The 19,520-nt window shown below is 65.5% G+C and carries 17 protein-coding genes and 1 pseudogene; 14 read left to right on the top strand and 4 right to left on the bottom strand.

All coding sequences use genetic code 11. From position 1 onward, the window contains the following. Nucleotides 1-3 precede the first annotated feature (3 nt). The 9 genes from trbE to O0J73_RS02930 all read left to right on the top strand — a co-directional run bounded on the left by trbE (nt 4) and on the right by O0J73_RS02930 (nt 8,900). On the top strand, nt 4-2,454 hold the full coding sequence (trbE, locus tag O0J73_RS02970; protein WP_000933135.1) for a conjugal transfer protein TrbE: 2,451 nt from the start codon (nt 4-6) through the stop codon (nt 2,452-2,454). Continuing rightward, nucleotides 2,451-3,194 carry a P-type conjugative transfer protein TrbJ gene (gene trbJ, locus O0J73_RS02965; protein WP_003092277.1) on the top strand — a complete coding sequence of 248 codons (744 nt, stop codon included), beginning with the start codon at nt 2,451-2,453 and terminating at the stop codon, nt 3,192-3,194. The genes trbE and trbJ overlap by 4 nt, the downstream gene beginning before the upstream one ends. 12 nt (nt 3,195-3,206) lie before the next feature. Then, nucleotides 3,207-3,533 carry a hypothetical protein gene (locus O0J73_RS02960; protein WP_014603538.1) on the top strand — a complete coding sequence of 109 codons (327 nt, stop codon included), beginning with the start codon at nt 3,207-3,209 and terminating at the stop codon, nt 3,531-3,533. Further along, nucleotides 3,530-4,897, top strand: coding sequence for a P-type conjugative transfer protein TrbL (trbL, locus tag O0J73_RS02955; protein WP_001000746.1), 1,368 nt, complete (start codon nt 3,530-3,532; stop codon nt 4,895-4,897). Before O0J73_RS02960 ends, trbL begins: the two co-directional genes overlap by 4 nt. 18 nt (nt 4,898-4,915) lie before the next feature. Then, nucleotides 4,916-5,620: a conjugal transfer protein TrbF gene (gene trbF / locus O0J73_RS02950; RefSeq protein ID WP_001211312.1), complete on the top strand. Its 705-nt coding sequence runs from the start codon at nt 4,916-4,918 to the stop codon at nt 5,618-5,620. Then, entirely contained in the window at nt 5,617-6,609 is a 993-nt protein-coding gene (gene trbG, locus O0J73_RS02945; RefSeq protein ID WP_000776560.1) for a P-type conjugative transfer protein TrbG, read from the top strand. Before trbF ends, trbG begins: the two co-directional genes overlap by 4 nt. Nucleotides 6,610-6,611: 2 nt before the next feature. Then, nucleotides 6,612-7,892: a TrbI/VirB10 family protein gene (locus O0J73_RS02940; RefSeq protein WP_003092274.1), complete on the top strand. Its 1,281-nt coding sequence runs from the start codon at nt 6,612-6,614 to the stop codon at nt 7,890-7,892. Further along, a complete protein-coding gene (locus O0J73_RS02935) occupies nt 7,889-8,134 on the top strand; it encodes a DUF2274 domain-containing protein (protein WP_000108283.1) in 246 nt (81 codons plus the stop codon). Before O0J73_RS02940 ends, O0J73_RS02935 begins: the two co-directional genes overlap by 4 nt. 340 nt (nt 8,135-8,474) lie before the next feature. Then, nucleotides 8,475-8,900, top strand: a complete 426-nt coding sequence (locus O0J73_RS02930) for an energy transducer TonB (protein WP_308307964.1) — start codon at nt 8,475-8,477, stop codon at nt 8,898-8,900. 70 nt (nt 8,901-8,970) lie between these two features. Here the strand turns inward: O0J73_RS02930 and O0J73_RS02925 are convergent, their stop codons facing one another. The 4 genes from O0J73_RS02925 to O0J73_RS02910 all read right to left on the bottom strand — a co-directional run bounded on the left by O0J73_RS02925 (nt 8,971) and on the right by O0J73_RS02910 (nt 13,584). Then, nucleotides 8,971-10,968, bottom strand: coding sequence for a hypothetical protein (locus tag O0J73_RS02925; protein WP_308307963.1), 1,998 nt, complete (start codon nt 10,966-10,968; stop codon nt 8,971-8,973). An 83-nt stretch (nt 10,969-11,051) separates the two neighbouring features. Further along, entirely contained in the window at nt 11,052-12,125 is a 1,074-nt protein-coding gene (locus O0J73_RS02920) for a chemotaxis response regulator protein-glutamate methylesterase (protein ID WP_008268640.1), read from the bottom strand. Further along, entirely contained in the window at nt 12,122-12,718 is a 597-nt protein-coding gene (gene cheD, locus O0J73_RS02915; RefSeq protein WP_008264676.1) for a chemoreceptor glutamine deamidase CheD, read from the bottom strand. Before cheD ends, O0J73_RS02920 begins: the two co-directional genes overlap by 4 nt. Next, nucleotides 12,715-13,584, bottom strand: coding sequence for a CheR family methyltransferase (locus O0J73_RS02910; protein ID WP_006442856.1), 870 nt, complete (start codon nt 13,582-13,584; stop codon nt 12,715-12,717). The genes cheD and O0J73_RS02910 overlap by 4 nt, the downstream gene beginning before the upstream one ends. A gap of 32 nt (nt 13,585-13,616) precedes the next feature. Here O0J73_RS02910 and O0J73_RS02905 point away from each other — a divergent pair. The 5 genes and pseudogenes from O0J73_RS02905 to O0J73_RS02885 form a co-directional block, all read left to right on the top strand. Beyond that, a pseudogene (locus tag O0J73_RS02905) lies at nt 13,617-15,401 on the top strand (relaxase/mobilization nuclease and DUF3363 domain-containing protein); the annotation flags it as partial. 109 nt (nt 15,402-15,510) lie between these two features. Continuing rightward, entirely contained in the window at nt 15,511-15,909 is a 399-nt protein-coding gene (locus O0J73_RS02900; protein WP_023114178.1) for a BlaI/MecI/CopY family transcriptional regulator, read from the top strand. Further along, nucleotides 15,909-16,904: a M56 family metallopeptidase gene (locus O0J73_RS02895; RefSeq protein ID WP_031636929.1), complete on the top strand. Its 996-nt coding sequence runs from the start codon at nt 15,909-15,911 to the stop codon at nt 16,902-16,904. Before O0J73_RS02900 ends, O0J73_RS02895 begins: the two co-directional genes overlap by 1 nt. A gap of 140 nt (nt 16,905-17,044) precedes the next feature. Beyond that, complete coding sequence (locus tag O0J73_RS02890) at nt 17,045-18,292, top strand: TolC family protein (RefSeq protein WP_031636928.1); 1,248 nt, start codon at nt 17,045-17,047, stop codon at nt 18,290-18,292. Further along, nucleotides 18,289-19,518 (top strand): efflux RND transporter periplasmic adaptor subunit, encoded by a 1,230-nt coding sequence (locus O0J73_RS02885; RefSeq protein ID WP_031636927.1) that lies wholly within the window; start codon nt 18,289-18,291, stop codon nt 19,516-19,518. Before O0J73_RS02890 ends, O0J73_RS02885 begins: the two co-directional genes overlap by 4 nt. Nucleotides 19,519-19,520 lie beyond the last annotated feature (2 nt).

Raw genomic sequence — 19,520 nt, 5'->3', positions numbered from 1 at the left:
GCCATGCTGAACCTTGCCGAATATCGTCAGCGCCCGGCCTTGCTTGCCGACTGGCTGCCCTGGGCCGGGCTGGTCGCGCCGGGCGTTGTGCTGAACAAAGATGGTTCGTTTCAACGCACGTTCCAGTTTCGCGGCCCCGACTTGGACAGTGCGACACAGGGCGAGCTGATTGCCACGTCGGCGCGGCAGAACAACGCGCTTCGCCGTACCGGGTCTGGCTGGGCCTTCTATATCGAGGCCGAGCGGATGCGGGCATCGAGCTATCCGCAATCCTCCTTTCCCGAACCACTGTCCTGGCTGGTGGATGAGGAGCGACGCGCGGCGTTCGAGGAGTCGGATGGCCATTTCGAGAGCGTCTATCACTTCACGTTGCAACACCTACCGCCGCAAGAGTCTCGCGCCCGTGCGGCTGGGATGCTGTACGAGAACCGGCCCACTGAGGGTGTGGACTGGCGTGGTCGGCTTGATTCCTTCGTGGCAGAGACCGATCGCGTGTTCGACCTGCTCGATGGTGTGATGCCGGAGATTGCCTGGCTGGACGATAGCCAGACGCTGACCTACCTGCATGCCACAGTCTCCACGCGGCGCTATCGCGTCGGCGTGCCCGACGTGCCGTTCCATATCGACGCACTGCTGGCCGATGCCGCGCTGGTCGGCGGCCTGGCGCCCATGCTGGGCGATCAGCACCTGCGCGTGGTGTCGGTACGAGGCTTCCCGACCTCGACCTGGCCGGGGATCTTGGACGACCTCAACCGCCTGGGCTTTGCGTATCGCTGGAGTACGCGCTTCCTGTGCCTGGACAAAGCCGAGGCGGAACGGGAATTGGGGCGCTTGCGGCGCCAATGGTTCGCCAAGCGCAAGAACGTCATCGCGCTGCTGCGCGAAACGATCTTTCAGCAGGAAAGCCCGCTGGTCGATACCGATGCCAGCAACAAGGCCGCCGACGCCGATGCCGCCTTGCAGGAGCTGGGCAGCGATCAAGTCGCCTTCGGCTACCTCACCGCCACGGTGACGGTGCTCGACGCCGACCCGGCCGTGGCCGACGAGAAGCTGCGCATGGTGGAGCGCGTCATCCAGGGCCGGGGTTTCGTGACCATCCCCGAAACCCTCAACGCAGTCGATGCCTGGCTGTCGTCCGTCCCCGGCAACGCATACGCGAACGTGCGTCAGCCCATCGTTTCGACGCTGAACCTGGCGCACATGATGCCGATGTCAGCGGTATGGGCTGGGCCGGAGAAGAACGAACACCTCGATGGCCCGCCGCTGATCGTCACCCGCACCGATGGCGCGACGCCGTTCCGGCTGGTGACGCACATCGGCGACGTGGGGCACACCCTTGTCGCCGGGCCGACCGGCATGGGCAAGTCGGTGCTGCTCGCCATATTGGCCATGCAGTTCCGGCGCTACTTCGGCTCGCGGATCTTCGCCTTCGACATGGGGCGCTCGATGCGCGCCACCATCCTCGGCCTTGGCGGTGAGCACTACGACCTCGGTGCCGATGGCGGCATCGCCTTCCAGCCACTCGCGCGAATAGCCCACGAGGGCTACCGCACCTGGGCCGCCGAATGGGTGGAGGGCCGGCTGCTGCACGAAGGCGTGACGGTCGGCCCGGACGAGAAGGCTGCCATTTGGTCGGCGCTGCGAAGCCTTGCCGGTGCGCCAGTGGAGCAGCGCACCATGACCGGCTTGTCGGTGTTATTGCAGTCCAACGCGCTGCGCCAAGCGCTCGCGCCCTATGTGTTGGGCGGCGCCCACGGCAAGCTGCTGGACGCTGACCACGACCGGCTGGGCATGGCCGACGTGCAGGGCTTTGAGATGGAAGAACTGATGCACAGCCCCGCCGCCGTGCAAGCAGTGCTGCGCTACCTGTTCGCCCGCTTCGACGAACGTTTTGACGGCGCGCCCACGCTGCTGATCCTCGATGAAGCGTGGCTGTTCCTCGATGAGCCGTCCTTCGCGGCCCGCATCCGGCAATGGCTCAAGACGCTCAGAAAAAAGAACGTCAGCGTCATCTTTGCCACGCAGTCGCTGGCCGACATCAAGGACTCGACCATCGCGCCAGCCATCATCGAAAGCTGCGCGAGCAGGATCTTCTTACCTAACCCGCAGGCCACCGAGCCGCAGATTCGCACGATCTACGAAGGCTTCGGCTTGAACAGCCGCCAGATTGAGATCGTGGCGACCGCACAGCCCAAGCGCGATTACTACTACCAGTCGCGCCTCGGCAATCGCCTGTTCGACCTCGACCTGGGGCCTGTCGCGCTCGCATTCGCGGGCGCATCCACCCCTCAAGACCAACGCGATATTGACCGCGTGCTGACGCAGGCCGGCGCTCCCGGCTTCGCCGGCGCGTGGCTGCGCCATCGCGGCCTCGGCTGGGCCGCCGACCTGCTGCCGTCCGCTCCGGCGGCAGCTTCCTTTCTCGCTTCTCAACCGCTGGAGGTTTCACCATGAAGACCAAGCCCCGTTTGCTCTCTGTCTCACTCGCTGCCGTGCTGTCGGTATCGCTGCTGGCCGTGCAGCCCGCATCCGCGCTGACGGTGTTCGACCCGTCCAACTTCGTGCAGAACACGCTGACCGCCGTGCGCACGCTGGAACAGATCAACAACCAGATCAACCAGCTTCAGAACGAGGCGCAGATGTTGATGAACCAGGCCAGGAACCTGGCAAATCTCGACTTCAACATCGTCAACCGCCTGCGCTCGACGCTCGCCACCACCGAGCGCCTGATCGCCGAGGCGCGCGGCTTGGCCTACGACGTGCAGAGCATGGATGCCACGTTCGCCCGCCTGTACCCGGAACAGTACGCCGCCACCATCAGCGGCGACCGCATGGCACAGGACGCCCGCGAACGCTGGCAGAACACCTTGAACGGCTTGCACACCGCGATGCGGATGCAGGCGCAGGTGTCGCAGAACCTCGCCCAAGACGAAAGCGCGCTGGCCGATCTCGTGAGCCAGAGCCAGTCGGCCACCGGCGCGCTGCAAGCGATGCAGGCGACGAACCAGCTCCTGGCTTTGCAGGCCAAGCAGTCGATCCAGGCGCAGCAGCTCCAGATCACGCAAGACCGGGCCGCTTCACTGGAACTGGCGCGGCAAGCGGCGGCTATGGAGCGCGCCCGCGAAGTGCGGCGGCGCTTTCTGGGCACCGGCACGCCGTACACGCCGCAGTCCGTCAACTTCTATAACAACTGACCGGAGGCGGCCATGCGATGCGCTTCCGTCCTGATGGCCGTGCTGCTGACCGCGTGCGGCCAGCAGCCGGCCGAGAACCTGGCCGACGCCCTGGCCGCAGATCCGGTGCGGCTCAAGGCGTTGCGCGGGCAATGCGCGGCCGACCGGCAGGCCGTGGGCGAGGATGCCTGCCGCGCCGCCGCTGAAGCCTTCCGGCGGCGCTTCTTCGCCGGCCATACCGGGCCGGATGAATACAACTCGCTGGCTGAACTCCCGCCGATTCCGCCGAGCTTCGATACGCCCGCAGATGAATTGCCAGAGGGCGCCGTTCCGCTCACTCCGCCCGAGGATTCGCCATGAACGACGTGACCATCATCGACCGTTTCCTCGATACGTTCTCGCGCTACATCGACTCGGGCTTCGGCTTATTGCAGGGCGAAGTGGCATTTCTCACCGCCACGCTCATCGTCATCGACATGACGATCGCTGGCCTGTATTGGGCCATGAGCCACGCCACCGGCCAGGGCGACGACGTGATCGCCAAGCTGCTGCGCAAGGTGCTCTGTGTCGGCGCGTTCGCCTACATCATCGGCAACTTCAACTGGCTGGCGAGCATCGTGTTCCGCTCGTTCGCCGGCTTGGGAATTACCGCTACCGGCTCGGCCATCACGATGGAGAACTTCCTTCAGCCGGGCCGGCTGGCGAAGACCGGCATCGACGCAGCCGCGCCGATTCTGGAACAGATCGGGGACATGGCTGGGTTCCCCGAGGTGTTCGTGAACATCGACCCTATCGTGGTTCTGTTCATCGCCTGGCTGGTGGTGATCCTCTGCTTCTTCGTGCTGGCCGTACAGCTTTTCATCACGCTGATCGAGTTCAAACTGACTACGCTCGCCGGCTTCGTCTTGATCCCGTTTGCACTCTGGAACAAGACCTCGTTCCTCGCGGAAAAGGTGCTAGGCAACGTGGTGTCGTCAGGCATCAAGGTCTTGGTGCTGGCCGTCATCGTCGGCATCGGTTCAGGCCTGTTCGCCGAGTTCCAGGTGCATCCCGACGAACCATCCATCGACCACGCGCTGGTCGTGATGCTGGCCTCGCTCGCGCTGCTGGCGCTGGGCATTTTCGGCCCCGGTATCGCCACCGGCCTGGTGTCCGGTGCGCCACAGCTTGGTGCGGGCGCGATGGCTGGTGCTGCGGTCGGGGCTGTCGGCACCGGCGTTGCCATCGGCGCCGCCGTAACGGGCGTGGGCGGCGCCGTCATGGCCGGGGCACGAATGGCCCCGGCGGCCGCAAAGCTGGCCGGTGCCGGTGCGCGTGCCGCGACTTCGGCGGCCGGCAGTGCCCGATCGGCGTTCCAGGCCGGTTCCGCTGCGGCCGGCGGCGGTGCCAAGGGCGCGGCGGCTGGCCTCGGCAATGTCGCCAAGACTGGCGCACAAGCCGCAGGCCGCAGCGTCACCTCTGGTGCTTCCGCTGTTGGGCAGAAGGTGGCCGACTCCTTCCGCGCTGGCTGGAACGGCACAGAAGCCGGCAGCGACGGTGCTGGCCCCGGCCAGACCGCAGACGGCACCGCAGGCTCGCAGAAGCAAGAGCAACCGGCCTGGGCCAAGCGGATGCACCGCCGCCAGCAGGCTACCCATGCCGCGACCACTGCCGCCCACACGCTGCGCGGCGGCGACGGCGGCGGCTCCGGGCAAGGCCCGAGCCTGCGGGATTCCGATACCTAACCTTCAAGGAGAACACCCATGCGATTCAAACGACCGCAGGTGCGCTACGCCGATACGCCGCAGCCTGCCACCCCGTATCAAGCCGCCGCCCAGGTGTGGGACGACCGTATCGGCTCCGCCCGCGTGCAGGCGAAGAATTGGCGCCTGATGGCCTTCGGCTGCCTAGTGCTCGCGCTGTTGATGGCCGGCGGCCTGGTGTGGCGCTCGGCGCAGTCCATCGTGACGCCCTATGTCATCGAGGTCGATCAAGCCGGGCAGGTGCGCGCCGTGGGAGAGGCCGCCACGCCGTACCGGCCCGGCGACGCGCAGATCGCGCACCACCTGGCGCGCTTCGTGACGCTGGTTCGCTCGCTGTCCATCGACCCCATCGTGGTGCGGCAGAACTGGCTCGATGCCTACGACTACACCACCGACAAGGGCGCGGCGGTGCTCAACGACTACGCCCGCACCAATGACCCATTCGCCCGCATCGGCAAGGAATCGGTAACGGTGCAAATCACCAGCGTGGTTCGCGCGAGCGACACGTCTTTCAACGTGCGCTGGACAGAGCAGCGCTATGTCAACGGTGCGCCCGCCGGCACCGAACGCTGGAACGCCGTGCTTTCGACCGTCCTGCAAACCCCGCGTACTGAACAGCGCCTGCTCAAGAACCCATTGGGTATCTACGTCAACGGCCTGTCATGGAGCCGCGAACTGGATTCTTCCGAAGGAGCCAAACCATGAAACTTCGTTTCCGCCTTTACGTTGTTCCTTTGACGCTGCTGGCCCTCGCGGGCTGCGCCTCGCAGGGGAAGCCGCCGCCATCCATCTCGCTCGACGAGACGGTGCTGGCCCAGCCGTTGCCCGAACCGCCCAAGCCCGTCGAAGTCGTCGCCGTCCCTGAACCGCTGGCGCTGCCGGCGCAGTTGAAGCCCCTGCCGGAACTCGATGAGGCCCCCGTTGCGCCGGAGCCGGCCGACGAAAAGGTGCGCGTTTCCCGTGCCAATGCAGAAGCGCGTATCGCGCCTACCCGTGAGGGCTACGTCAACGCGATTCAGGTGTGGCCGTTCACCGATGGCGCGCTTTATCAGGTCTATGCGTCGCCGGGGCGCGTGACGGTGGTTTCGCTTCAACCGGGCGAGGAACTGGTAACGGTCGCCGCCGGCGATACCGTGCGCTGGATCGTGGGCGACACGTCCAGCGGCGGCGGGGCCGATCTGCGCGTCAATGTGCTGGTCAAGCCTATCCGCTCCGGTCTGAAAACCAATCTCGTCATCACCACCAGTCGGCGCACCTACCTGCTGGAGCTGACCTCGACCGAGAGGGCATGGATGGCGTCGGTGTCCTGGGACTATCCGAAAGACCGAATGCTCGCGTTGCAGCGCCAGGCGCAGGCAGCGCAGGCAACAACGCCTGTCGATACGGGCCTGTCGCTGGACAAGATCCGCTTCCGCTACGCGGTATCGGGCAGCAACCCGCCGTGGAAGCCTCTGCGCGCCTTCGATGATGGAGAGAAGGTCTATATCCAGTTCCCGCCGGGCATCGCCCAGGGCGAGCTGCCGCCGCTGTTTGTCATCGGCGCGCAGGGCGACGGGCAACTGGTGAACTACCGTTTTCGCTCGCCGTACTACGTCGTGGATCGCCTGTTCGGCGCGGCCGAACTGCGGCTGGGCGGCGATGGCGGCGACGTGGTGCGGATCGAGCGCACCGATGGTGTTGCACGGAGGAACTGACCATGAGCCAGGATGACACTCCCGACCTTGCCGCGCCGCAGGCGGACAAGGTGGCGCCGGAGGCAGTGGCGCTGCGCGCCCAGCCGCGTCCAGTCACACGCCTGAACCGGCGCTCGCTGGCCATCCTTGCCGGCGTCCTAGCGGTCGCCGTGCTCGGCGCGCTGATGTGGTCGCTGCAACCTCATCGACGCAGCACAGGCGAGCAGACCGAGCTTTACAACGTCGATCGCGTGTCAAAGTCGGAAGGACTGGATGCGCTGCCGACGGACTATTCCAAGCTGCCGCCGGCGTTGCTGCCTGCCGTTCCCGAACTAGGGCCACCGCTGCCGGGCGATCTTGGCCCGGCTATCGTGAAGTCGCAGCAACCGGCGACGGCTGCCTACGCGGCCCCCGGTCACGACCCGAACGATGCCCTGCGAAAAGAAGCCGAGGCGGCCGCGGCCTCGTCCGTGTTCTTCCGCTCGGGTGGGCAGAATGCGGCGCCGGTAGCGCAGACACAGGTGGCCGCTGCGCCGGGCTTCGCCGCCAATGCGGCGTTTGACCCGCTGGCGGCCGGGCCGGCCTCCACGGCGGCCCAACCTGCTGACCCGACAGCGGTGCAAAACCGGCAAGACCAGAAAGAGGCTTTCATGAAAGCTGGCCCCACTGAAACCCGTAATTCCGGCAATCTGACTCTGCCAATTTCGCCGTATCAGGTTATGGCCGGAACAGTGGTCGCAGGTGCCTTGGTGACGGGCATCAAGTCGGACTTGCCCGGCGACGTGATCGCCACGGTGACGGAGCCGGTCTATGACACAGCCACCGGGCGCTTCCTGCTGATTCCGCAGGGTTCGCGCATCCTGGGCAAATACAACAGCCAGGTCAGCTACGGGCAGAGCCGCGTTCAAGTCGTCTGGAACCGGATCATCCTGCCGGACACGTCTTCGCTCACGCTCGACAACCTGGCCGGCACCGACCCAGCCGGCTATGCCGGGCTGGAGGACGATGTGGACTACCACTGGGGCCGCATCTTTGCCGGTGCGGCACTCACCACGCTGCTGGGCGTCGGTGCCGAGCTGGCCGCGCCGGAGAACCGGCAGGATGGTGATCGCGTCATCATCGCTGGGCGCGACAGCGCGCAGGACAGCATCAATCAGGTCGGCCAGGAGATGACCCGGCGCAACCTCAACATCCAGCCGACCTTAACGCAACGGCCGGGCCTGCCGGTTCGCATCATCGTCAACCGGGATCTGGTGCTGCGGCCGTACCAGCCGCTGTTCTTCAACCGGGGGACTTCACGATGAGCACGACCAAGAAGCTGCGGCTCGGCCCGCTGCCGAAGACCGAGAGCACCAAGCTGACTTTCGTTTGCCCGACCAGCTTGAAAGTCGACCTCGACCGCTACGCCGCGCTACACGCGCAGGCGTATGGCGAGGCCGTTGATGCGGCGACGCTGATCCCGCATATGCTGGAAGCGTTCATGGCGGGGGATCGAGGATTCAGGAAGGGCACGGCGACCCGCAGCACACCACCGAAGCCGCCATGATTGCACCGCATGCTATTCAACGGCATCCATCGAACGCGCAGCCCAGGCTGCGCGTTCTTCATTCTGGATGCCGCCGAGCCTGTTGGGCTATGATGATGCGACAGGCCCGCCGTTCCTCGGCAATCCAGCACTACACAGTGCGATGCGGCTTTCTCTCCCAACGCTCCTATGTCGCTCCTAGCCGACAACGCCGCTCTTCTTCTAAGCGGCCCCGAAAGGAGCTAACCTACTGTCCCATATACGGTTTCAAGTCCTTCTTGATTTGCGCGAAAGAATTGACACCGGCACTTTTTTGTGCGTGCAGCGTTAGACTTGCCGCCTCGCTTGTTGGAGTACACGGATGTTGCAGGATCGATTGAAGGGGAGCCGCACGCGCTGCGGGCACTGGGCTGGCACTGCGGTGGTGCTGGCCACGCTGATGATGGGGCACGCCGCGATGGCGCAGCAGGCGGTGCAGCACGCCGCTGTCGAGCGCGCTCGGCCGGCGCACGTGCCGGCGTCGATCGTGATGGAGACCAAGCACAGTAATCCGCCGCGCTATCCGTCGCAGGCATTCCGTGATGAGAAAGAGGGGGAAGCGATCCTGATGGTGCAGGTGGCAGCCGACGGGCAGTGGGCCGGCGTGACCGTGCTGCAGAGCAGCGGCTGGCCGGAACTGGATGAGGCGGCGCAGGCGGCGACACGCAAGTGGCGCTACCTGCCGGCCAGCGAGGATGGCGTACCCGTGCCTGGCGAGATCCGCGTACCGGTGTCGTTCAAGCTGTGATCACGCGGTAGCGATGCCGTTGCCCGGCACTGCCTGGCAACGGCGTTGCTCCTGCCGCGGTGCCGACGCCTTACTGCGCGGCACACGCCTTCGGGGCGTGCACGAGGTTGACGCGCAGGCTGCCATCGGCAGCCACCTGCCTGCTCTCCAGCACGCACATCTCGTTCTCGAGCCGCATCATCACTTCGTAGTCCTGACCCGCCTTCGGCACGAACTGGATCGACAGCGAGTCCGGTGCTGCTCCGCAGCGGAGATGGGCAACGTTCTGGAATTGTGCGTCGAAGATCAACGGCTTGCCGGCCTCCACCGAATACTCCTGGAAGTTCGGGTTCGAGAACAGGACGCTCTTCATCGCACGCACGGTGTCGGTTTCCGGCATTCCGATGGAAATGTTCTGCGGGCTGCCGCCCACCAGGCTGCCTACGGCCGCGCTGTTGCTGCGCGCGACCACGACCTTCCTTCGCGCGTCGCCGCGGCATTGGCCACCGATATGCATGGTGATGCTGCGGCCGTTGGCACCGAAGATGCGGATGCGGGAGCGATTGCCGTCGGGCAGGGCAGCGGCAACGGCGCTGGCAGGCGCGGCGGCGCGCTTCGCGGACGGAAACGCTTCTGGCAGACGCGCGACGAATCGTGCCACGCACTGCTCGGCCAGCTCGTCGGCCACGCTCCTCACTTCGGCATAGTCATCCGCCTGCCACTGTGGCAGCGCTGCCGACTGCGTGCCATCGGTGCAGTCAACGGTCATGGCCGATGCGCCCGGGGCCGGCAGCACCTCGATCGTGGTGCGGTGCTTGAGCTCGTAGGGGATCTGCGAGCCACTGAGCTGCCCGTAGACCAGCGCCCATTCGTGCGGGTCGGCCCGCACGGTCACGGGGGCGCTGGGAACCGCGTCGGGATAGGCATTGAAGTACTCGGAAAGACGCTGCTGCAGCAGTGCCGGCACCCGCGCCACTGCGGGGCTGGACACGCCTTCGACGGTGTCGCCGCGCAGGGTGTCCTTGGAGAAGCCACGCGCCTTGCGTGCACCGACCACGGCCAGGGCGAAGATGTTCATCTTGGCCAGCGTGGCCACGCCCATGTCCGATCGGGTCACCAGTCGCAGGTCTGCGTCGCCGGAACGCTTGCCCTTGGCATCGGTGCCGGTGCCGTGGTCGATGTGGACCACCTTCATCCAGTCCGTGGACAGTACCGGTGCCGGATGGCCTGCGCCTGTGGCCGTTGCGGCCTCGTCCTGGGTCGCTGCCCCTGTTGGCACTGGATCGAGCGAGGCGGCACTGATCGCAGCGGCCAGCTGGGCGCTTGGCGAAGGGAACACGGTGGGCAGCTGTTCCACGAGCCGGTCAACACAGCGCTGCGCGAACTGGCGTGCCGCGGCCCTGACCTGCGCGTAGTCATCTGCCTGCCAATCTTCCAGCGGCGCCGTCTGTACGGGATCGCTGCAGGTGATGCTCAGCCAGGGCGGGCTGATGGGAGACGACTGTGCAATGGTGAGGGTGGCCTCATGCTGCAGATCGTACGGAACCGCGTTGCCCGACAGCGACTGGTAGGTGAGCGACCACAGGCCGGCGTTTGCGCTGACGATCTGCGCGTGCTCGGGAAGCGCATCCGGATGTGCGATGAAGTACTCGGCCAAATGGCGGCGCAGCAGTGCGGGGATTTCGTCGACCGCTGGGCTGGACACTGATTCGATGACGGTGCCACGCAGGTTCTTCTTCGAGAAGCCATCGACACGGCCACCGCCGGCCTTGGCGGCGGCCGCCAATTGAACAAGCTTGAGCGTGACGACTTTGCCGGTGTCGCCGCGCGAGACCAGGCGCAGCTTCAGATCGACATCGCGGTGTCCGGGCAGGCCGGAAGGCGCGCCCTGTACCACCTGGACGCGCGTGCTCCAGTCATCGGGAGAGGGCGGAGTGGCCGCGCCGTCGACTGCTTGGGTGCGGGCCGCGTCGGTGGCAGGGGCAGCGTCGTGTACCGGGACGGCAGCGGGTTCTTCTGCCGATGCCGGCGGAGTCAGCATCAGGCCCAACGCGATGGCGGCAGGCAGGCAGGTCAGGCGTAGTGCCACAGTGGAGCTCCTTGGGGAAACGCGATGAAGAACGGCCGGGTCCCCTTGGCCGGCCGTTCGGGAAAGGTGTGTTGCGCGTGGGCTCAGCCGCGCGCCAGCGCCAGCAGCCGTTCGGCAATCCGCTCGAGAGGGACCTGCTCTTCGGCAGCGCCCAGCTTGAACGCGGCGCCGGGCATGCCCCAAACCACGCTGCTGGCCTCGTCCTGCACCAGCGTCGGTGCGCCGGCCTGGCGCATTTCCAGCAGGCCGCGTGCACCATCGTCGCCCATGCCGGTAAGGATGGCACCGATGGCGTTGCCACCGGCGCTCTGCGCCACCGAGCGGAACAGCACATCCACCGCCGGCTTGTGCCGGTTCACCGCCGGGCCGTCGTCGACCCGGCAACGCCAGCGCGCACCGTCACGGATGATGCGCAGATGCTTGCCGCCCGGGGGCAGGTAGGCATGCCCGGGCAGCACCGCTTCGCCGTCGCTGGCTTCGCGCACGGCCATCGCCGAGTGGCGGTCCAGGCGTTCGGCGAAGGCCGTGCTGAAACTGGCCGGCAGGTGCTGGGTCATCACCACGGCCGGCGCGTCTGCGGGCAGGCCTTCCAGCACCACGCGCAGGGCTTCGGTGCCACCGGCGGATGAGCCGATCGCGATCAGGCGGTCGGTGGTACGGAACTGCGGTGCGGCCGGGCGCATTGCCGGAGCGGCTTCGAGCGTGAGCTTTGGCGTGGCAGCGCGCACCAGCGGACGTACCCGCGAGCGCGCCGCCATCTTCACCTTGGCGATGATCTCATCGGCGTAGCCCTGCAGCCCACGGGCCACATCGAGCTTGGGCTTGGAGACGAAATCGACTGCGCCCAGTGACAATGCCTGCAGGGTGGTGTCGGCGCCGCGCTCGGTCAGCGAGGAGATCATCACCACCGGCAGTGGATGCAGGCGCATCAGGTTTTCCAGGAACGCCAGCCCGTCCATGCGCGGCATTTCCACGTCCAGCGTGATCACGTCCGGGGCCAGGCGCTTGATCTTCTCGCGCGCCAGCAGCGGGTCGGCGGCGGTGCCGACCACGTCGATGGCCGGATCGCTGGACAGGATCTCGGTGAGCATCTGCCGCACGACGGCAGAGTCGTCGACGATCAGGACCCGGCAGGGGGCGTTGCCGGTCAGGGTCATTCGAACAGCTCCACGCCACCGGTGACCGGAGCCTTGGACAGGCGGGCACGCACCGCAGATTCGGTCGCGGCCACTTCGGCTTCATGGGCGTGCGGCAGGCGCTGCACCACCACGCGGCCGGTATCGGCGAAGAACCAGATCTTGCGTGGATGGATGCCGCACAGGTCCTCGGCGATGATCGGGATGTGCTCGGCCTGCAGGTACTGGCGTACGAACTCGGCGTTGCGGGTGCCGACCGGGTTGCTGGTGAAGCCCTTGAGCACGTTGGCGCCGCCGAACACTTTGGCTTCGATGCGCTTGCGGTGCGCGCCGCGCTTGAGCATGTCGTTGATCAGCAGTTCCATCGCGTAGCTGCCGTAGCGCGCGGGGGCGCCATCACCGGCGTTGCCTTCGGGCAGCAGGAAGTGGTTCATGCCACCGATCTTCAGTACCGGGTCGCGCAGGCAGGCCGCCACGCAGGAACCGAGCGTGGTGGTCAGCGCGGTGGTGTCATCGACGACCAGGTACTGGGTGGGCAGCAGCTTGGCGGCGATGGTCTTGAAGCGCGCGTCCTGGTAGCGCATCACATCGTCGGTACGCAGCGAGGCATTCATGCGCCGGCCTTTGCCGCACGGCGGTACAGGGTGCGCCCGCAGGGCTGGATGAGGTCGGCCGCGTGCAGGTAGTTCTCCGAGTGGCCGGTGTACAGCAGGCCGTCGTCGGCCAGGTGCTGCACCAGGCGGCCGAGGATGGCGCGCTGGGTGGGCTTGTCGAAGTAGATCATCACGTTGCGGCAGAACAGTGCATCGAACGGGCCGCCGACGTCGTAGCGCGGGGCCAGCAGGTTCAGCGGGCGGAACTCGATCAGGTCGCGCAGCGCCGGCAGCACGCGGCACTGGCCTTCGTTGGGGCCGCTGCCGCGCTGGAAGTAGCGGCGGCGCAGGTCCGGATCGAGGTTGGCGACACGATCGATGCTGTAGACGCCACGGCCTGCAGTGGCCAGTACCTGGGTGTCGACGTCGGTGGCGACGATGCGTACCGGCGGCTTCAGCGTGCCGAACGCTTCACAGGCGGTGATCGCCATCGAGTAGGGCTCTTCGCCGGTGGACGCGGCGCACGACCACAGCAGCAGCGGCGTGCGGCCGTTGCGCTGCTGCAGTTCCTCGCGCAGCTTGTCGAAGTGGTGTGGCTCGCGGAAGAACGAGGTCAGGTTGGTGGTCAGCGCATTGGTGAACGCCTGCCACTCATCGCCATCCTCCTGTTCCAGATGATCCAGGTACTGCTGGAAGCTGCGCATGCCGAGCGTGCGCAGGCGGCGCGACAGGCGGCCATAGACCATGTCGCGCTTTGCCGGCGCGAGGGCAATGCCCACGCGCTGGTAGATCAGGTCGCAGACGCGGCGGAAATCACGGTCGGCGAACTCGAATTCGCGGGGGCCGGTGACGATGGGAGTAGGACTTTGCACGGGGGACGTGTCCATCGGCGGGGGGGGGGGGGGGGGGGGCCCCCCCGGCCGCGCGCTTCGCCGGAGCGAAGCTGACGCCCATGTCGCGGCGCGTGACCATCAAGACGCTGCTGGTCAACCAGCGCCAGGCCAGCCCGCAGTCGCTCGCCAAGCACCTGCGCTACATCGAGCGCGACGGCGTGGGCCGCGATGGCGAGCCGGGCCAAGCCTACGGGCCGCAGACCGATGCCGCCGACCTCGACGCTTTCAAGGAACGCTGCGCCGACGACCGACACCATTTCCGCTTCATCCTCTCACCCGAGGATGGCCCGGAACTCGAAGACCTGCGCACCTACACGCGGCACCTCATGGGCCGCATGGAGGCCGACCTGGGCACGGGCCTCGATTGGGTGGCGGTCAACCACTGGAATACCGACAACCCGCACACGCACATCGTCGTGCGCGGGCGCGATGACACCGGCAAAGACCTCATCATCGCGGGCGACTACATCGCCGATGGCTTCCGCCATCGTGCGGCCGAACTGGCGACCGAGTGGCTGGGGCCACGCACCGAGCTGGAGATCCAGCAGACCTTGCAGCGCGAGGTGGAACAGGAGCGGTGGACGAGCCTGGATCGCACGCTCAAGCGCGAGCTGGGCGACGATGGCCTGGTGCATGTCGAACGGCTCAACGAGCCGAGGTTGCAACGCCAGCGCCTGCTGCTGATCGGCCGGCTGCAACGCTTGCAGCGTCTGGGCCTGGCCGACGAAACGCAGCCGGGCACCTGGGCGGTCCATACCGACGCCGAAAAGACCCTGCGCGCCCTGGGCGAGCGTGGCGACATCATCCGCACCATGCAGCGGGCCATGAGCGGCCAGCCGCGCGAGCTGGCGGTGTTCGAGCCGGGCGAGGATGGCCGAACCATCCTCGGCCGCGTGGCCGCGAAGGGGCTGGCCGACGAACTGCGCGACCGGGGCTATCTGGTCATCGACGGGGTGGATGGCAAGGCCCACTACGTCGCGCTCAACGCCCGCGACGAGCTGGCGAACTACCCAGCCGGTGCCGTGGTGGAGGTGAAGGGATCGGCCGACGTGCGCGCCGCCGACAAGAACATCGCCGCACTGGCGAGCGGTGGCCTGTACCGCACCGATCATCACCTCGCCATCGCGCAGGGTCAGGCCGTACCGGGCCGCGATCCGCAGGAAGTCGTCGCGGCCCACGTCCGCCGGCTGGAAGCCCTGCGCCGCGCTGGCATCGTGGAGCGCGTGGCCGAGGGACTATGGAAGGTGCCGGACGACTTGGCCGAACAGGGCCGCCGCTACGACGCGCAGCGCCTGGGCGGCGTGGCCGTGGAACTGAAATCGCACCTGCCCATCGAGCGGCAGGCCCGCGTTATCGGGGCCACCTGGCTTGACCAGCAGTTGATCGGCGGCGGCTCGGGCCTGGGCGACCTGGGCTTTGGCGGCGAGGCCAAGCAGGCAATGCAGCAGCGCGCCGACTTCCTGGCCGAACAGGGGCTGGCCGAGCGGCGTGGGCAGCGCGTGATCCTCGCGCGCAACCTGCTGGGCACGCTGCGCAATCGGGAGCTGGCGCAGGCCGCCAAGGACATTGCGGCCGAAACCGGCTTGGAACATCGGCCTGCGGGTGACGGTCAGCGCGTGGCCGGTATCTACCGGCGCAGCGTCATGCTCGCCAGTGGGCGCTACGCCATGCTCGATGACGGCAAGGGGTTCAGTCTGGTGCCGTGGCGGCCGGTGGTCGAGCAGCGGCTGGGCCAGCAGCTTGCCGCTACGGTGCGCGGCGGCGGCGTGTCCTGGGAGATAGGACGGCAGCGTGGGCCTGCCGTTGGTTAACTTCCTACGATAGCAGTGTCCGGCACGGGGTCGCACAATAAACCGATTGACGGTCGGTTTTTTGTGGTGGATACTCTTGAGTTCGAGTCAAAGCTCGGAGCCGACAACATTGACCAACCACAGCGTACCAACACTTGGCGATCTGGAAATCGCCGTGCTCGAAGACATCTGGCGCTTCGGCCCGTCCGACACCAAGGCGGTGTACGCGCGCATTGGGCAGTCTCGCTCGATTTCCTTGAACACCGTGCAATCCACGCTAGAACGTCTGTTTCGCAAGGCCATGCTCCAGCGCGAAAAGATCAGCCATGCCTACGAATACTCGGCACGAGTATCTCGCCGGGAACTGATCCAGAAGCTGGTCGAGTCCACGGTGCGTCGTGTCGCAGGCCCGCAGCCGGATGCGTTGTTGAGCGCCTTTGTCGATCTTGCTGCAAGGGCGGATGATGACCAGCTCAAGAGGCTGGAGGAGTTGATTGCCCGTCGTCGCGCTGAATTGGATCAGCCGTGATGACGAGTTATGGCCCACTACTTCAGTTCGCATTGCTATCCGGCTTCGTGCTGGCAGTAACGCTTACCCTGCTGATTGGAGCCTGCGAGCGCCCATTACGCCGTGCGCTGTCGGGAAAGACCCCCTATCAGCGAGCAAGAGTGTCTTGGTGGATGCTGGTAACACCCGCATTGGCGGGTATTGCCTATACGGCCATGACCATCGCCATGCCGTCGATGTTTGATGATTCGGCCAGATTTGCCGCTGCCTGCTCTGCGCACGCTGACACGCTGCTGCACCTGTGCGTTTGGCACCCGAGCGGCAATGGGCAAAGTGCCTGGCTATGGGGAGCATTGGCATTGTTGGCGGGATACGCGGTTTGGCTGGCTTTACGGGCCGCAGTTGGCCTTTGGCGTGCTCGTCGAACCCTTGCCTCGATGGTGCGCCTGAGCTGGCGTCCGGGGCATCCAGACAAACTTCGCGTGCTTGATGTCGATCAGCCTATGGCGCTGGCTTGTGGCGTCGGGAATGGCCACATCCTGCTTTCAACCTCGTTGATGCGGCGACTCGACCCAACGCAATTGCGCGTGGTGCTGGCGCACGAACAGGCTCATATCGCCAATCGAGATGTGCTGCATCGCCTGATCGCTGTCGTCTTGTCGAGCATCCAGTTGCCGGGCACTCGTCGCCGGCTGTTGCGCGATCTGGAACTCGCCTTGGAACAGCGTTGTGATTTCGCTGCTGCAAACGAAGTGGGATGCCCTGTCGCCGTAGCCGAAACCATCGTTGCAGTAGAAAAGATATTTCGGCAACACGCCAAGAAACAGATGCCTTTGGCTATGGCGTTCTTTTCCGATTTCGTCCCTGAGCGTGTCGAGGCGTTGCTGTCGTCCAAGCACTCGTCTGTCTCATACCTGGGGCCGATGCTGGGCATTCTTGTTCTGGCGTTTTGCAGCCTATCTACCGGCTGGCTGCATTCCGTGACCGAATCTCTCATCACTGTGATGACGAGGTAAGTCCATATGCGCGCGTGCTGTGTTTTTTTGCCTGAAAAACCGATGGATGATCGGTTTTATGACGACTCCACTCAGGCGTGTGCGAGCAGCCATGACGCGGAATCGTTTGCTCGCCACCTGTCGTCGTCGTGAGGATTTTCATGAATTTGATCCGCTTAGTAGCCTTGGTGTTTGTCGGAGCCTGCGGTACATCCGCAGCCCTGGCCGCCGAACCCCTGCGATTGGAGGAGGCAGTCTCCCGAGCACTGGCCGCCCACCCATCCATCGCCGCCGAAACGGCGCAGCTCCAGGCCGTCCGAGCGCGCACACAGCGCGAAGCCCTGCCACCGCCTTACACCATTGGCGGCGAGGTTGAGAACGTCGCTGGGAACGGCAACCTGCGAGGTATCCGCTCGGCTGAAACGACATTGCGCATCGGTCGGGTCATAGAACTCGGCGGCAAGCGTGAGGCTCGCCAAACGCTAGGACAAGCCGAGCTGAGAGAACAAGAGCACCAGGCCACCAAAACGCGGATAGACCTGGCTAGTTCAACGACGGCCCGCTTCATTGAAGTGCTCGCCAGGCAACAGCGATTGACCTATGCCGAGGAACGCATCAAGCAAGCGGAACGCACGCGGCAAGAGGTTGCTGCGTGGGTAAAAGCCGCACGCAATCCTGATTCAGATTTGCAGGCTGCCGATATTGCAGTCGCTGAGGCCCAACTGAATCGGGAGAGTGCTGAACACGAACTGGCAAGCGCCAAGATGACTTTGGCCGCAAGCTGGGGGGCAACGATCCCCGACTTCGGCGAGGTCGTCGGCGACCTCCAAACCTTGCCGACCGTGGCGCCATTCGAGACGCTGGCCGCCCGTTTGCCCATGACGCCGGAACTGTGGGCTTCGCGTTTGCGGGCCGACACCATCGGCGCCCGCCGCCGGCTCGCGGAGGCCGAAGCCAAACCCAACATCGACGTCAGCTTGGGCATTCGGCGTTTGGAAGCCTACAAGGATCACGGCGTAGTGATGTCGATCTCGGTGCCGCTGGGCAGCCCGACGCGCTCTGGATACGCGGTATCCCAGGCCAATGCGGAGCTTGCTGCGCTTGAAGCGAGGCGTGACGCCGAACGTTTTGAGCGCCATCAGGCGCTGTTCGACAAGTATCAAGAACTCACGCGCGCACGGACAGAGGCTGAGTCGCTACGCGCACGAATGCTGCCTATGGCTGAAAGCGCCCTGGCAACGACTCGTCGCGGCTTCGAGCAAGGCCGATTCTCCTATTTGTCGTTGGCTCAAGCGCAGCGAACGCTATTCGACCTGCGTGCGCGAGCTGTGGAAGCCGCCACCCGCTATCACCTTCTGCTGGTCGAGGTGGAACGCCTCACCGCCACCGTTGAGGACACCGCACCATGATTCGCATTCTTTCCCTGCTGCTCCTTTGTGTACTTGCCGCCGCATGCAGCCCTGGCGGCGACAAGCCCAAAGAGGCGGCCAGTGCCCAAGCCAGCGGAAGCTATGAGCGCGGCCCAAACAATGGGCGGCTACTCCGCGACGGTGACTTCGCTTTGGAGGTCACCATCTACGAAACCAACGCCCCCCCGCATTACAGGCTCTACGCCTATCGTGACGGCAAGCCAGTTGCCCCCGCTGATGTTGCCGCAACGATCAAGCTCTCCCGTTTGGATGGCGAGGTCAACCAATTCACGTTCAGGCCAGAAGGCAACTATCTGGTCGGCAGCGGTGAAGTGACCGAGCCGCATTCTTTCGATGTCGCCGTGACCGCCGAACACGCCGGAAAGAAGTCCACTTGGTCTTATGAATCCTATGAGGGTCGCGTAAGCATTCCGGCTGGTATCGCCAAGGATGCTGGCATCAAGACCGAATCAGCGGGGCCGGCAGTCATCCGAGACGTTGTGCGGCTGATGGGAACCGTTGTTCTGGATGCCGACAGACACGCAGCGGTTCGCGCACGCTTCCCTGGCATCGTGCGGTCAGTGAACGTGCAACAGGGCGAGCGAGTCCGCCGCGGCCAGACGCTGGCCATCGTGGAGGGCAACGACAGCATGCGCACCTACCCGATTACCGCACCGTTCGACGGCGTGGTGCTCGCACGCAACACGAACGTCGGTGATGTGGCTGAAGCAGGTGCGCTGTTCGAGTTGGCTGACCCGTCCTACGTATGGATCGACCTGCGCGCCATCGGCACCGATGCCGAAGCCCTACAGCCAGGGCAGCCGGTACGAATCCGGTCAGCCACCGGGAAGACCGAAGCCAGCGGAAAGATCCAGCGATTGTTGCCGGTGGCTGGCAGCGGCCAAAGCGTCATTGCCCGCGTCAGCATCCCGAACCCGGAGGGGCGCTGGCGCCCTGGCATGACCGTGGCGGCCGAGGTCACAGTAGGCACGCGCAAGGTATCACTGGCGGTAAAGGAGTCCGGGTTGCAGAGATTCCGAGACTTCACCGTGGTTTTCGCACAGGTTGGCGAGACATACGAAGTCCGAATGCTCGAACTTGGCGAGCGCGATGGTGAATACGCCGAAGTGACTAACGGACTCAAGCCCGGCACAAACTACGTGGCCGAGCAAAGTTTCCTGATACGCCAAGACATCGAAAAGTCTGGCGCAAGCCACGATCACTGAGG

Source organism: Stenotrophomonas sp. Sm6012 (assembly GCF_030985895.1).
Classification (GTDB): Bacteria; Pseudomonadota; Gammaproteobacteria; order Xanthomonadales; family Xanthomonadaceae; genus Stenotrophomonas; species Stenotrophomonas forensis.
Note: the sequence above shows the minus strand (reverse complement) of the source record. Positions and strands in the feature narration are given on the sequence as shown.

Excerpts from the sequence above, each read along its gene's own strand:
- trbE (WP_000933135.1), top strand. The coding sequence starts at position 4 with ATGCTGAACCTTGCCGAATATCGTCAGCGCCCGGCCTTGCTTGCCGAC.
- trbJ (WP_003092277.1), top strand. The coding sequence starts at position 2,451 with ATGAAGACCAAGCCCCGTTTGCTCTCTGTCTCACTCGCTGCCGTGCTG.
- O0J73_RS02960 (WP_014603538.1), top strand. The coding sequence starts at position 3,207 with ATGCGATGCGCTTCCGTCCTGATGGCCGTGCTGCTGACCGCGTGCGGC.
- trbL (WP_001000746.1), top strand. The coding sequence starts at position 3,530 with ATGAACGACGTGACCATCATCGACCGTTTCCTCGATACGTTCTCGCGC.
- trbF (WP_001211312.1), top strand. The coding sequence starts at position 4,916 with ATGCGATTCAAACGACCGCAGGTGCGCTACGCCGATACGCCGCAGCCT.
- trbG (WP_000776560.1), top strand. The coding sequence starts at position 5,617 with ATGAAACTTCGTTTCCGCCTTTACGTTGTTCCTTTGACGCTGCTGGCC.
- O0J73_RS02940 (WP_003092274.1), top strand. The coding sequence starts at position 6,612 with ATGAGCCAGGATGACACTCCCGACCTTGCCGCGCCGCAGGCGGACAAG.
- O0J73_RS02935 (WP_000108283.1), top strand. The coding sequence starts at position 7,889 with ATGAGCACGACCAAGAAGCTGCGGCTCGGCCCGCTGCCGAAGACCGAG.
- O0J73_RS02930 (WP_308307964.1), top strand. The coding sequence starts at position 8,475 with ATGTTGCAGGATCGATTGAAGGGGAGCCGCACGCGCTGCGGGCACTGG.
- O0J73_RS02920 (WP_008268640.1), bottom strand. The coding sequence starts at position 12,125 with ATGACCCTGACCGGCAACGCCCCCTGCCGGGTCCTGATCGTCGACGAC.
- cheD (WP_008264676.1), bottom strand. The coding sequence starts at position 12,718 with ATGAATGCCTCGCTGCGTACCGACGATGTGATGCGCTACCAGGACGCG.
- O0J73_RS02910 (WP_006442856.1), bottom strand. The coding sequence starts at position 13,584 with ATGGACACGTCCCCCGTGCAAAGTCCTACTCCCATCGTCACCGGCCCC.
- O0J73_RS02895 (WP_031636929.1), top strand. The coding sequence starts at position 15,909 with ATGACGAGTTATGGCCCACTACTTCAGTTCGCATTGCTATCCGGCTTC.
- O0J73_RS02890 (WP_031636928.1), top strand. The coding sequence starts at position 17,045 with ATGAATTTGATCCGCTTAGTAGCCTTGGTGTTTGTCGGAGCCTGCGGT.
- O0J73_RS02885 (WP_031636927.1), top strand. The coding sequence starts at position 18,289 with ATGATTCGCATTCTTTCCCTGCTGCTCCTTTGTGTACTTGCCGCCGCA.